Raw genomic sequence first — 14,016 nt, 5'->3', positions numbered from 1 at the left:
TGAACCACGTCTTCTGAACGGCGCGCCCTTCCGGCGCGGGAGAACGCGCGATGACCGCAGGGGCCTGGGATTTCTGGATCGACCGCGGCGGCACCTTCACCGACGTGGTGGGCCGCGACCCGAAGGGCGCGCTGCATCCGCTCAAACTTCTGTCCGAGAACCCTGAGGCCTATGCCGACGCCGCCATCGAAGGCATCCGCAGGCTTCTGGGCGGGCGCGTCGAGCCGTCGCGCATCGGCACCGTCAAGATGGGCACCACGGTCGCCACCAACGCCCTTCTCGAACGGAAGGGGGACAGGACGCTGCTTCTGATCACGCGCGGCTTCCGCGACGCGCTGCGCATCGCCTATCAGGCCCGCCCCGACATCTTCGCCAAGGAAATCATCCTGCCCGAACAGCTTTACGAGCGGGTGGTCGAGGTCGACGAACGCCTGCGCGCCGATGGCGCCGTCGAGACGCCGCTTGACGCCGATGGCGTGCTTGGGGCGCTGGAACAGGCGCGTGCGGACGGGATCGGCGCGGTGGCGATCGTGCTGATGCACGCCTGGAAGAACCCCGCGCACGAAGCCGCGCTTGCCGCGATGGTGCGCGGCATGGGCTTTGCGCAGGTCTCGGTCAGCCACGAGGTCTCGCCTCTGGTCAAGCTGGTCGGGCGCGGCGACACGACGGTGGTCGATGCCTATCTCTCGCCGATCCTGCGCCGCTACGTGGCACGGGTGACAGATGCGCTGGGGGCCACCCCGCCCGGGCAGCCGGGGCCGACGCTTCAGTTCATGATGTCCTCGGGGGGGCTGACCGCCGCCGACCGGTTCCAGGGCAAGGACGCGATCCTGTCGGGCCCTGCGGGCGGCGTCGTCGGCATGGTCGAGACCGCGCGCGAGGCGGGCTTCGACCGCGTCATCGGCTTCGACATGGGCGGCACCTCGACCGACGTGGCGCATTCGGCGGGCGCCTATGAACGCGCCTTCGACACCGAGGTGGCCGGCGTCCGGATGCGCGCGCCGATGATGCGCATCCATACGGTCGCGGCGGGCGGCGGGTCGATCCTGCACGCCGAACCCGGCCGCTTTCGCGTGGGACCCGACTCGGCGGGCGCGAATCCCGGCCCGGCCTGCTATCGCCGGGGCGGGCCGCTGACGGTGACGGACGCCAACGTGATGCTGGGCAAGCTTCGGCCCGAGTTCTTCCCGCGCGTCTTCGGACCCGGCCAGGACGAGGCGCTGGACGCCGCTGCGGTGACGGACAAGTTCGCCGCGATCGCCGGCGACCGGTCGCCCGAAGAGGTGGCCGAGGGCTTCCTGACCATCGCGGTCGAGAACATGGCCAACGCGATCAAGAAGATCAGTGTCCAGCGCGGTTACGACGTGACGAAATACCTTCTGAACGCCTTCGGCGGCGCGGCCGGCCAGCACGCCTGCCTCGTCGCCGACGCGCTGGGCATGGAGGCGGTGCTGATCCACCCGCTGTCGGGCCTTCTGTCGGCCTATGGCATCGGGCAGGCCACCGTCGCGGTCGCGCGCCAGCAGGCGCTGGTCGACCCGCTGGAGGCGGCCTCGCTTGCTGCCATCGCACGGCTTCAGGAGGCGCTCGACGCCGCCATCGTGGACGAACTGGCCGCGCAGGGCGTGGCCGCCGATCAGACAGAGGCCGCGACACGGCTGCACCTGCGCTACGCCGGGACCGACACCGCGCTTCCCGTCGACTGGACCGGCGATCCCGCCGCCGCCCGCGCCGCCTTCGAGACCGCGCACAAGGCGCAATTCGGCTTCGTCAGCCCCGGCAAGCCCGTCACCGTCGAGGCCGTCGAGGTCGAGCGGACCGAGCGCGGGCGCGCCCGGGATGCCGGCGGGCAGGCCGGGGCCGCACGGCGCGAGGTGGCGGCCGCGCAGGCGGTGCCCGTCTTCACCGGCGGGCGCCGGGTCCAGGCGGCAGTCTTCCGGCGCGCGGACCTTGCCGCAGGCGATCAGGTGCGCGGCCCCGCGCTGGTGATCGAGCCGAACCAGACCGTCGTGGTCGAGCCAGGCTGGACCGCCGAACTGACATCCCGCGACCACATCCTGATGCGTCGCCACACCGCGCAGGCGCGGCAGTCGGCGGCCGGGACGGTGGCGGCCGATCCGATCCTGCTCGAGGTGTTCAACAACCTCTTCATGAACATCGCCGAACAGATGGGCGTGGCGCTTCAGAACACGGCGCATTCGGTCAACATCAAGGAGCGGCTCGATTTTTCCTGCGCGGTCTTCGATGCGGCCGGGGCGCTGGTGGCGAACGCGCCGCACATGCCGGTGCACCTTGGCTCGATGGACCGCAGCGTCGAGACGGTGATCCGGCTGAACGCGGGCCGGGTGCGCCCCGGCGACGTCTTCGCCCTCAACGCGCCCTACAACGGCGGAACGCATCTGCCCGACATCACGGTGGTCTCGCCGGTCTTCGACGGGGCGGGGGCGCGCATCCTTTTCTGGGTCGCGGCGCGCGGGCACCATGCCGACGTGGGCGGCACCGCGCCGGGGTCGATGACGCCGCTGGCCACGACCGTCGACGAGGAAGGCGTGCTGATCGACAATTTCCTGCTGGTCGACCGGGGGACGTTCCGCGAAGAGGCGCTGCGCAAGCTGCTGACCGACCACCCGTATCCCGTCCGCAACGTCGAGCAGAACATCGCCGACCTTCGGGCCCAGATCGCCGCCAACGAACGCGGCGCGGCCGAGCTGCGCCGCATGGTGGACGAATTCGGCCTCGATACCGTCGAGGCCTACATGGGCCACGTCCAGGACAACGCGGCCGAAGAGGTGCGCCGCCTGATCGGGCGGCTCGAGGATGCCGAATACGCCTATCCCACCGATACCGGGCAGGTGATCCGCGTGAAGATCACCGTGGACCGCGCCGCGCGCGAGGCGACGGTCGATTTCACGGGCACGTCAGAGGCATGGCCGAACAACTTCAACGCCCCCGAACCGGTGACGCGGGCCGCCGTCCTGTATTGCTTCCGGGTGATGGTCGAGGCGCCGATCCCGATGAACGCGGGCTGCCTGCGGCCGATCCGCATTGTGATCCCGGAAGGCTGCATGCTGCGGCCGGCCTATCCGCGCGCGGTCGTGGCCGGCAACGTCGAGACCAGCCAGCATGTCACCAACGCGATCTTCGGGGCGCTGGGCGCGATGGCGAACGCGCAGGGCACGATGAACAACCTGACCTTCGGCAACGCGACCTACCAGTATTACGAGACGATCTGCTCGGGCTCGCCTGCGGGCCGGATGAACTCGGGGGCCGGCTTCGCGGGGACCTCGGGCGTGCATGTCCACATGACGAATTCGCGCCTGACCGATCCCGAGGTACTCGAGATGCGGTTCCCCGTCGTGCTGGAGCACTTCGGGCTGCGGCCGGCCTCGGGCGGGGCGGGGGCCTTCCGGGGCGGCGACGGCACCGAGCGGCGGATCCGGTTTCTGGAACGGATGGACTGCGCGATCCTGTCGTCGCACCGCGACCGCGCGCCGCGCGGTCTGGCGGGCGGCGGCGACGGGCAGGTGGGCCGGACCGAGGTGCGCCGGCGCGACGGCTCGGTCGAGGTTCTGCCGGCCTGCGCGCAGACGGTGCTCGACCCGGGCGAGGCGGTGACGGTGATCACCCCCACCTCCGGCGGCTACCTGCCCGGCTGACGCCCGCGGCCGAGTGCGACAGGACGCCCAAAACCGACTGCTTTTGTCGGAATTGACAAGGTCGACAAAAAAGCTCAGGCTTCGCGCTACCCCCTTGGCCCACTCCTCCGGTCCCCGCCATGATCGTCTGTCACTGCATGAACATCACCGACCGCGACATTCGTGCCGCCGTCGACTGGATGCGCGCCGCGGACCCGGACACGCTGATCACGCCGGGCAAGGTCTATCGGGCGCTGGGCAAGAAGGCCGATTGCGGGGGCTGCCTGCCGCACTTCATCGACACGATGCGGCAAAGCGACAGCTTTGAAGTTCCGGCCGACCTGCGCACCCTGCGCGGGAACCGCCAGAAAGGGAGCCAGCCATGAAGGGCGACGCCAAGGTCATCGAGTATCTCAATTCCGCCCTGCGCAGCGAACTGACCGCGGTCAGCCAGTACTGGCTGCATTACCGCCTGCAAGAGGACTGGGGCCTTGGCCACATGGCCAAGAAAAGCCGCGAGGAAAGCGTCGAAGAGATGCACCATGCCGACAAGCTGATCGCGCGGATCATCTTCCTCGAAGGCCACCCGAACCTTCAGAAGCTCGACCCGTTGCGGATCGGACAGACCCCGCGCGAGACGCTCGAGGCCGACCTCGCCGCCGAACACGAGGCCGCGAAGCTTTACCGCGAGGCGCGCGGTTACTGCCAGTCCGTGAACGACTATGTGTCGATGGAACTGTTCGAGGAACTGCTGGCCGACGAGGAAGGCCACATCGATTTCCTCGAAACCCAGATCGACCTCTTCGACCGGATCGGCGCGGAACGCTATGCGCTCTTGAATGCCTCGAAGATGGACGAGGCCGAATAGCCCGACCCGCGCCCCGACCCGCGCCCCGAATCATGCCGCCCCGGCGATGGCCATCCCGTGGCGCCCGCGTCGCGCTTCGGATGCGCTTGCGCCGCAGTTCGCGCGCCTTGCGGTGACAATCGCCCGGCCGCCGGTGGGATTGTCGCGGCATTCTTGCGATCGTCTCTGATGCGCCACATTTTCGCCGGCTTGGTTGGTAATCGGTAAACGCGCAGCGCCGGAGCGAACCCAACGAATGCGTGTAAGATACGAGCGCCCCATGTCGGATCTGAGCTTTCTGATCCGCGCGCCCCTTCGAATGGAGGTGGGCGAAGGCGCTTGCGTGACCATCGAACGCTGGAGTCTTGACGGAATCGAGCCGCCCCAGGGACTGGGCGGAAGCGAGGGCGAGGCGCGCCTTACCCTGCCGTTCCAGGGCTTCGAGATCGCCTTTGACGTCACGTTGCGCCGCGACAGCGAAACCAACCTGATGCGTTTCGTCGATCTTGACGACCGCAAGGAACGCATCCTGCGCCACTTCTACCGCGAGATCGTCACCGGCCGCGCCGAGCCCGTCGATGGCATGATCGCGGCGATGGACATCCCGGTCGAACCGGTGCCGATGTCCCAGACCCGGGCCGAGGCGAAGGCCCAGCCCGCGCGAATGCCCCGTCCGATGCGCGCGGCCGCCGTCATCGGGCTTTACGGGATGCTGGGCGCGCTGCTTTACAGCCCGATCATCTCGCCGGTCGTCGAGCGTCTGAACGCGGGTCTCGAGCCGGTCGCGCAGGCCGCTGTGCCGCCCGCGATCACGCAAATGGAACTGACCGGCGCCCCTGAGGCGCCCGCGCCCGTCGCTGCGGCGCCTCTGGGCGCCGGTCTCGGCGCCTTGTCGGCCAGTCTCGGGGGCAATTTCGAGGCGGCGCTCACGACCGGCGCGGGGCGTCCGGCCGCCGGCGGGCAATGACCGACGCCCGCACGACGCCCGTCGATCTGGAAGGCGACATCGACCGCAGGCTTGCCGAAATCTCGGGGCCGCGCCCCCGGGGTCTGGCCAAGTGGTCGGTGCGTCAGGCGCTGTATCTCTGGGCCTATGTGCTGTTCTTCTGGATCGCGCTGACCTGGCTGCCGAACCACCTTTTCGATCCCGAGGTCCTGCAGATCACCTATGTCCTCGGTGCGATCGGGATCTGGCGCTATGGCTGGTGGTTCAATCACGGCCGCCGCTCGGAACAGTTCATGGCCTTCCGCTGGCCGCAGATCCGCCGCGCCCGCGACCGCGTCTGGGCCGGGGGATGGCGCCCGCGCCACGTGCATTTCCAGATGACGACCTACCGCGAGGAGCCCGCGATCACGCGCCACGTGATCCGCGCCATCCTTGACCAGGTCCAGGACGAGGGGCTTGCCGCGACGATCTGGATCGGAACCGGCGCGCCGGGCGACGAAGAGGTCATCACCGCCTTCGTGCGCGACTACGCCCCCGACCTCGACACCGAGATCGTCTTCATCCGGCAGAACCAGCCCGGCAAGCGCATGGCGATCGGGCTGGTGATGCGCGCGATCATCCGCTCGGGCCCCGATCCCGACGACCTGATCGTCTTCATGGACGGCGATTCGATCCTGGGGTCGGGCACGCTGGCGCGCTGCTGCGCGATGTTCGGCGCCGACCCCGAGCTTCAGGCCCTGACCACCGACGAAGAGGTCGTGGTCTACGGTCCGCGCTGGATGCAGCGCTGGCTCGATCTGCGCTTCACCCAGCGGCGGCTGGCGATGCAAAGCCACGTCCTGAGCGACCGGGTCCTGACGCTGACCGGCCGGATGAGCATGTTCCGCGCCCGCCACATCGTGAACGAGGGCTTCGTCCGCACGATCGAGGCCGATCACCTCGATCACTGGCTCTGGGGGCGTTTCCGGTTCCTGTCGGGCGACGACAAGAGCACCTGGTACTACCTTCTCGCCCGGGGGGCGAAGATGGGCTATGTGCCCGATGCCTGCGTCGCCACGGTCGAGATCATCCACGGAAACGGCATCAACCGGATGATCCAGAACCTGCGCCGCTGGTCGGGCAACATGCTGCGCAACGGCGCGCGGGCGCTGGCGCTGGGCCCGCGCCGCGTGCCGCCTTTCATCTGGTGGTGCGTCCTCGACCAGCGCATCGCGATCTGGACCACCCTGATCAGCCCGACGCTGGTGTTCCTCGCGGTTTTCGTCAAACCCGGCTACCTCACCGGCGCGGTGCTCTGGGTCCTCGTGTCCCGGCTGGTGCTGTCGCTCTACCTGTTCCGCTATGCCCGCCGGGTCGATCTGGCCTGGCCGTTCTTCCTTTACGCCAACCAGATCGTGAACGCCTGCGTGAAGGCCTATCTGCAGTTCTTCCTGCGCCGCCAGAGCTGGGCCAACCGCGGCGGACAGACTGCGGGCGAAGGGGCGGGGCTGGGGGATGGCGCCAAGACCGTCTTCGCGACCTACCAGCTCGTGACGGCGGCCGGTGTCTTCATCTACCTGGTGGGCGTCCTGGGCGGGATGCTGCCCCTGCCGCAGATCTTCTGATCGCTTTTCAGACCTGAAAAACCACAAAAAATACGCTGTTTCTGCCCCGGTTCTGACCCAATCTCACGGTCATTTCACGTTAACGGAAATTCAAGGTTAACGGGTGCCCGGAATGTTCGACGCGACCACCGCGCTGATTGCAGACACTGCCGCATCGTTTCGTCCCCAGATCGTCAGTGACAAGGTCGCGATCAGCGTCGTGGGCCTTGGCTATGTCGGCGCCGTCTCCTGCGGCTGCCTGACCGCGCTGGGGCATCCGGTGATCGGTGTCGACCTCGATCCCCGCAAGGTCGAGATGATCGGACTTGGCCAGGCGCCGATCCACGAGGCGGGGCTGGGCGACCTGCTGGCCGACGGCGTGGCGACCGGCCGTCTTGGAACGACCGATGACCTTGCCGCCGCGGTGCGCGCGACGACGCTGACGATCGTCGCCGTGGGCACGCCGACCGCCGAGGACGGCGGCTGCGACCATCGCCACATCGAAGCCGCCGCGCGCGAGATCGGCCGGGCGTTGGCCGACAAGTCGGACTTCCACGCCGTCGTGCTGCGCTGCTCGGTTCCGCCGGGGACGACCCGCGGGGTCATGGGGCGCATCATCGAAGAGGTCTCGGGCAAGGTCGCGGGCAAGGGCTTCGGCCTGGCCTTCGTGCCCGAGTTCCTGCGCGAAGGCGTCGCGGTCGACGACTTCCACAACCCGCCGAAGACCGTGATCGGCGCCACCGACGACCGCACCGCCGCCATGGTCGAGCGGATCTTCGACCCCGTCGACGCGGCGCCGATCCGCGCCACGATCGAGACCGCCGAAATGGTGAAGTATGTCGACAACGTCTGGCATGCGATGAAGGTCTGCTTCGCCAACGAGGTCGGACGGCTCTCGAAGGCGATGGGCGTGGACGGGCGCGACGTGATGGACGTTTTTGTCCAGGACGAGAAACTGAACCTGTCGCCCTACTATCTCAAGCCGGGCTTTGCCTACGGCGGGTCCTGCCTGCCGAAAGAGGTGCGCGCCGTGACCCATCTGGCGGGCGCCCACGGGGTCGACCTGCCGCTGATCGAAAGCCTCGCCCCGTCGAATGGGGTCCAGATCGCCGAGGCCCTGCGGCTGGCCCGCGCGACCGGCGCCCGGCGGATCGGCGTTCTGGGCGTCGCCTTCAAGGCGGGCACCGACGACCTGCGCGAAAGCCCGATCCTCGATGTGATGTCCGAGCTGATGGACGACGGCGTCAAGCTTCTGGCGCATGACGCGGCGGTTACGCCCGACACGCCGATCGAACAGCAGCTTGCCTATGTACGCAACGGCGCGCCGGGGCTTGCGCGGCTTGCCCGCCGCCTGCCGGGGCTGTTGTGCGACACGCCCGAAGACGTGATCGCCGCCTCGGATGCGGTGATCGTCACCCACAGCCTGCCGATCTATCGCGCGCTTCTTGCTCGGGCGCCGGTGCAGGTGATCGACGTCGTCCAGCTTTTCGAGACTGCTCCGGAAGGCCGCGGCTACGCCGGCATCGGCTGGTAACCCCCACATTTCAGATCAGGAAAGACCCCGTTCATGGCCAAACCCGCTGCCTTCCCCCCCGCCTTCCAGCCCGAATTTCCGCCTGTTCTCGACGACATCTTCGGCGAGGGTGCCGCGCCAGGCAACAGCGGCACGAACGGCAACGACAAGCCGAAGGGCGACGACAAGCCGAAGGACGACGACAAGCCGAAGGGCGACGACACTCCTGCCGGCAACGACAATCCCGCCGGCAATGACAAGCCCAACGGCAACGACAAGCCCAACGGCAACGACAAGCCCGTGGGCAACGACAAGCCCAAGGGCAACCCCGCCGACGGCGGCGGGCCGCTGCGCGGCACGCCCGGCGACGACGTGCTGACCGGCACCGCGTCGGCCGAGCGCATCCTGGGGCTGCCGGGCAACGACCAGATCGCAGGCGGGGACGGCAACGACACGATCAATGCGGGCTCGGGGAACGACACCGTCTCGGGCGACGGCGGCAACGACACCGTCCGGGGCGGCGCGGGCGCGGATGTGCTTGACGGCGGGGACGGCAACGACCTTCTCGATGGCGGCGACGACGACGACCGGCTGATCGGCGGTATGGGCAACGACACCCTGCGCGGAGGCCGCGGCCACGACGTGCTTCTGGGGGGCGCGGGCAACGACCGGCTTTTCGGCGACGACGGCGACGACGATCTCGATGGCGGCGACGGCGACGACCGGCTGGACGGCGGTTCGGGCAACGACACGCTTTTCGGCGGTCTGGGCAACGATCGCCTGAACGGCGGGAAGGGCGACGACGTTCTTTCCGGCTCCCTGGGGAACGACTTCCTTTCGGGCGGTGACGGCAACGACGTCCTGGTGGGCGGCGACGGCGCCGACACGCTGCAGGGCGGCGCTGGCGACGACGACCTGATGGGTGGTGAGGGCGCGGACGTGCTGAACGGCGGCAAGGGCAACGACTTCCTGTCGGGTGACGCGGGCGACGACCTTCTGATCGGCGGCGACGGAAACGACGAGATGTGGGGCGACACCGGCAACGACACGCTGCGCGGCGGCCTTGGCAACGACAAGATGCACGGCGGCGAGGGCAACGACGTCCTGAACGGCAACCAGGGCAACGATTCGCTTTACGGCGGCCTCGGCGACGACACCCTCGACGGACAGGACGGCGACGACCTGATCAACGGCGACAGCGGCAACGACCTTCTGCGCGGCGGCAATGGCAACGACGTCCTGTCGGGCGGACAGGGCGACGACATCCTGTTCGGTCAGGCCGGCAACGACGTGATGTCGGGCGGCACGGAGAACGACCTTCTGGACGGCGGCGCCGGAGACGACCTTCTGAACGGCAACAGCGGCAACGACACCCTGCGCGGCGGGGCGGGCAACGACACGCTTCTGGGCACCTCGGGCGACGACCAGCTCGAGGCCGGGGCGGGCTTCGACCTTCTCACCGGCGGGTCCGGGGCCGACGTCTTCGTGTTCCGCAAGGACGCCGCGGACGGATCGCGCAACCGCATCACCGACTTCTCGGCCGGCGACACGATTCAATTCGTGGGCCTCGGCTTCGGCGGGCTCGACCCGGCCGATCTTTTCGCCGATGCGTTCAGCCTGATCGAGGGCGGTCACGGCCTTCTGGACTTTGGCGACCTGGAGATCCAGATCGACAACTTCCGCGGCATGGACGGCCTTGCCTTCACGGCGCTGGTCGAAGCCGGGATCGACTGGGCCTAGGCCCGTCCGGCCGTCGCGCGGCCTAGCTCGCGTATCGGGTGGCGCCCCGGCGCCGCTCGTCCAGCGGCTCCGAGATCACGGCGGCCTGGTGCGCGCGCTGGTCGCAGGACATGCGCGGACAGACCCGGCAGTTGATCCCGATCGGGGTGGTGCGCGCGTCCGAAAGGCGCAGGTCCTCGGCATAGCCGATCTGGCCCACGTGCTCGACCCCGCAGCCCATCGCCACCGCAAGGCGCATGTCCTGCGAATGGCGCGTGAAGCTCGGCCGGTCGACGGTGCGGGCGAAGACGAAGAACTGGCTTGCGTCCGGCATCTCGACGAACTGCGGCACGATCCGCCCCGGCGTGCGGAACGAGGAATGAACCTCGAGCCGGGGGCAGGCGCCGCCGTATTCGGCCAGATGGAAATCCGTCGCGTTGAAGCGCTTGGTGACGTTGCCGGCCTTGTCGATGCGCAGGAAGAAGAACGGCACCCCCTGCGCGCCTGACCGCTGCAAAGTGGTGGCGCGGTGGCAGGCCTGTTCGAAGCTGACGCCGAAGCGGGTGGCGAGGTGGTCGAAATCGTATTTCGACGCCAGCGCCTCGGCCAGGAAGGGGCCATAGGGCATCAGCACGGCGGCGGCGAAGTAGTTGGCCAACTCGACCCGGCAGCGGGCAAGGCCGTGCGGATCGTCGATGCCCGACTGCGCCAGCAGGTCGTCCAGCACCGCGCGCTGCTCGATCAGGCCGGCCACGTGGACAAGCTGGAACAGCCGGTTCGGATGGTCGAGCGCCTCGGAGAGCAGCACCTCGCGCCGCGCCTCGTCGTACTGGCGCAGGGTGTCGGGCATCTCGGCCACCGTGACCAGCCGCACGCGCAGGCCCAGCTTGTCGAGAAGCCGCGCCTTCACCCGGGCATAGGCGTCGTCGGTGGGCACGCGTTCGCCCTCCCAGAACCGGCCGGCGGCGGCCTCGAGCGCCTCGAAGTGGTTGCGGTTGCGGCGAAAGAAGTTGTGCACCGTCGCCTCGGGCGAGCTTTGCAGGACCTCGCGCGCCTCGCCCGCCCCGGCAAGGCTGAGCAGCTGGTCGGTCGCGGCCAGAAAGGCGCGATGCAGCTTGAGAAAGCTCGACACCAGGTCGGGACTGTGGATCTGGGCCGCGCGCAGCTGCGTCAGATCCGGGCGCTGGACCTCGAAGAGCGGGTCCTGAAGCGCGGCGCGCAGGTCGGCCAGGGTCGAGGTGTCGTCATCCTCGGCGATGTCGCGCCAGTCGACGCCGTAGGCCTCGAAGAGCTTGAGCATCACCGGGACCGAGACGCTCCGCTCGTTCTTTTCCAGCAGGTTGACGTAGGAGGTGCTGATCCCCAGCGCGCGCGCCATCTGCGCCTGGGTTTCCCCATGTTCAAGGCGCAGGCGGCGCAGGCGTGGTCCGATGAAGGTCTTGAGCATCCCTTTTCATACCGCAAACTTCACAGATTTACAATTTGGGACTTCTGTAAAATCTCGCATTCACAGCAGGACCCGGAAGGATTTCGAGTTTCGCGGCTTCGGGCGCATCTAGGGACCGCCGTGTGAGGGAGGACCCAAGATGCGCACCGGACAGCTTCAGCTTTTCATTCCCGGCCCGACCAACGTGCCCGACAGCGTCCGCCAGGCGATGAACGTGCCCATGCAGGACATGCGCGCGTCCGACTTCGGCGACCTCACGCTGCCGCTCTTCGACCGCCTCAGGGGGCTGTTCCGCACCCGGACGGGGCAGGTGATGATGTTCCCGGGCTCGGGCACCGCCGCATGGGAGGCGGCGATCACCAATACGCTCAACCCCGGTGACAGGGTGCTGATGGCGCGGCACGGCCAGTTCTCGGCCCTGTGGGTCGAGATGGCCGAGCGGCTGGGCCTTGACGTCGAGGTGATCGACGTTCCTTGGGGCGCGGGCTGCCCGGTGGCCGACTTCGCTCGGCACCTTGGCAACGACCGCAAGGACCGGATACGCGCGGTCTTCGTCACCCACAACGAAACCGCGACCGGCGTGACCTCGGACGTGGCCGCCGTGCGCCGGGCGCTGGACGAATGTTTCCACGACGCGCTGCTTTTCGTCGACGGGGTGTCCTCGATCGCCTCGATCGACTTCCGCATGGACGACTGGGGCGTCGACCTTGCCGTGACCGGCAGCCAGAAGGGCCTGATGCTGCCGCCGGGGCTGGGCATCCTCGCGGTCAGCGAAAAGGCGATGGAGGCGTCCCGCACCGCCACCCTGCGCCGCGCCTATTTCGAGTTCTCGGACATGGTGCGCATGAACGCGGGCGGCTATTTCCCCTACACCCCGCCGATACCGCTTCTGCATGGCCTGCGCGCCGCGCTCGACCGGATCGATGCCGAGGGGCTCGATGCCGTGATCGCCCGCCACCGCCGGCTGGCCGAAGGGGTGCGGCGGGGCATCGCGGCCTGGGGCCTTGATCTGATCGCGGCGCATCCGTCGCTGTGCTCGGACACCGTCTCGGCGATCCGAGTGCCGCAGGGCGTCGACGCGCGCGACGTTCTGCGCATCGCCTATGACGATTTCCACACCTCCTTCGGCGCGGGCCTGGGGCCGCTCCAGGGCCGTGCCTTCCGTATCGGGCATCTGGGCGACCTGAACGAGGCGATGTGCCTGACCGCGCTTTCAGTGGCCGAAATGGCGCTGCTGCGCGCCGGCGTGCAGCTTCAGCCCGGCGCGGGCGTGGGGGCGGCCCAGCTGTGGTTCGCGGGCCCCGACCGGGCCGCAGCGCGGCTGCCTCTTGCCGCCGAATGACGATCTGAAAAGACAGGAAAGACAAGACGATGTCGCACACACTTCATCCCTTGCGCAAGCAAAGGCTCCAGCGGTCCGAACTGGCCGTTCCGGCCTCGAACCCGGCGATGATCGACAAGGCCGCCGACAGCGCCGCCGATTTCGTGTTTCTCGACCTTGAGGATGCCGTCGCCCCGCCCGAGAAGGAGCAGGCGCGCAGGAACGCCATCGAGGCGCTGAACGACATCGACTGGACCGGCAAGGGCAAGACCGTATCGGTGCGGATCAACGGGCTTGATACGCACTACATGTACCGCGACGTCGTCGACGTGATGGAGAAGGCCGGCGACCGGGTGCACACGCTTCTGGTGCCGAAGGTGGGTGTTCCGGCCGACCTCTACATGGTCGAGGCCATGGTGAGCCAGATCGAACAGGCGACCGGCTGCGAGACGCGGGTCGGCCTCGAGGCGCTGATCGAGACGGCGCTGGGCATGGCCAATGTCGAGGCGATCGCGCAATTCGCCAATCAGGGGCAGGGCCGGCTCGAGGCGCTGCACTTCGGCGTCGCCGACTACGCCGCCTCGATGCGGGCGCGCACGGTCAACATCGGCGGGCTCAACCCCGACTACCCGGGCGATCAGTGGCATGCCTCGATCACCCGCATGGTCATCGCCTGCCGCGCCTATGGCCTGCGCGCCATCGACGGCCCGTTCGGCGACTTCAGCGACCCCGAGGGCTACAAGGCCGGCGCGCGCCGTGCGGCGGCGCTGGGCTGCGAGGGCAAATGGGCCATCCACCCCAGCCAGGTCGGCATGGCCAACGAGGTCTTCAGCCCGCCCGAGGCCGAGGTGACCCGGGCCAACCGCATCATCGAGGAACTCAGGAAGGCCGAGGCCGAAGGCCGGGGGGCCGCCGCGCTGGACGGCAAGATGATCGACGCCGCGTCCGAAAAGATGGCGCGCAACGTAATCGACACGGCCCGCGCCATCGCCGCCAAGGCGTGAG

Annotated in this window: 9 protein-coding genes and 1 pseudogene; 9 read left to right on the top strand and 1 reads right to left on the bottom strand. The window is 68.6% G+C overall.

From position 1 onward, the window contains the following. Positions 1-50: 50 nt before the first annotated feature. The 7 genes and pseudogenes from ACRDNQ_RS15595 (at position 51) to ACRDNQ_RS15565 (ending at position 10,264) form a co-directional block, all read left to right on the top strand. Positions 51-3,656, top strand: coding sequence for a hydantoinase B/oxoprolinase family protein (locus tag ACRDNQ_RS15595; RefSeq protein ID WP_431829611.1), 3,606 nt, complete (start codon positions 51-53; stop codon positions 3,654-3,656). Positions 3,657-3,775: 119 nt separating this feature from the next. After that, positions 3,776-3,991, top strand: a pseudogene (locus ACRDNQ_RS15590) ((2Fe-2S)-binding protein); the annotation flags it as partial. Positions 3,992-4,017: 26 nt separating this feature from the next. Beyond that, positions 4,018-4,503, top strand: a complete 486-nt coding sequence (bfr, locus tag ACRDNQ_RS15585) for a bacterioferritin (protein ID WP_431829610.1) — start codon at positions 4,018-4,020, stop codon at positions 4,501-4,503. Between the two features lie 259 nt (positions 4,504-4,762). Then, on the top strand, positions 4,763-5,449 hold the full coding sequence (locus ACRDNQ_RS15580; protein ID WP_431829609.1) for a hypothetical protein: 687 nt from the start codon (positions 4,763-4,765) through the stop codon (positions 5,447-5,449). Then, positions 5,446-7,032: a glycosyltransferase gene (locus tag ACRDNQ_RS15575; RefSeq protein WP_431829608.1), complete on the top strand. Its 1,587-nt coding sequence runs from the start codon at positions 5,446-5,448 to the stop codon at positions 7,030-7,032. The genes ACRDNQ_RS15580 and ACRDNQ_RS15575 overlap by 4 nt, the downstream gene beginning before the upstream one ends. A 112-nt stretch (positions 7,033-7,144) precedes the next feature. Next, on the top strand, positions 7,145-8,545 hold the full coding sequence (locus ACRDNQ_RS15570; RefSeq protein ID WP_431829607.1) for a nucleotide sugar dehydrogenase: 1,401 nt from the start codon (positions 7,145-7,147) through the stop codon (positions 8,543-8,545). 33 nt (positions 8,546-8,578) lie between these two features. Then, a complete protein-coding gene (locus ACRDNQ_RS15565; protein WP_431829606.1) occupies positions 8,579-10,264 on the top strand; it encodes a calcium-binding protein in 1,686 nt (561 codons plus the stop codon). Between the two features lie 22 nt (positions 10,265-10,286). Here ACRDNQ_RS15565 and ACRDNQ_RS15560 read toward each other — a convergent pair whose 3' ends face one another. Further along, positions 10,287-11,690: a helix-turn-helix domain-containing protein gene (locus ACRDNQ_RS15560; RefSeq protein ID WP_431829605.1), complete on the bottom strand. Its 1,404-nt coding sequence runs from the start codon at positions 11,688-11,690 to the stop codon at positions 10,287-10,289. A 139-nt stretch (positions 11,691-11,829) separates the two neighbouring features. Here ACRDNQ_RS15560 and ACRDNQ_RS15555 point away from each other — a divergent pair, with 139 nt between their 5' ends. Then, positions 11,830-13,032: a pyridoxal-phosphate-dependent aminotransferase family protein gene (locus tag ACRDNQ_RS15555; RefSeq protein WP_431829604.1), complete on the top strand. Its 1,203-nt coding sequence runs from the start codon at positions 11,830-11,832 to the stop codon at positions 13,030-13,032. Between the two features lie 29 nt (positions 13,033-13,061). Next, on the top strand, positions 13,062-14,015 hold the full coding sequence (locus ACRDNQ_RS15550; RefSeq protein ID WP_431829603.1) for an HpcH/HpaI aldolase/citrate lyase family protein: 954 nt from the start codon (positions 13,062-13,064) through the stop codon (positions 14,013-14,015). Position 14,016 lies beyond the last annotated feature (1 nt).

Source organism: Saliniferula longa, from assembly GCF_050789285.1.
GTDB lineage: Bacteria > Pseudomonadota > Alphaproteobacteria > Rhodobacterales > Rhodobacteraceae > CAVPWP01.
Note: the sequence above shows the minus strand (reverse complement) of the source record. Positions and strands in the feature narration are given on the sequence as shown.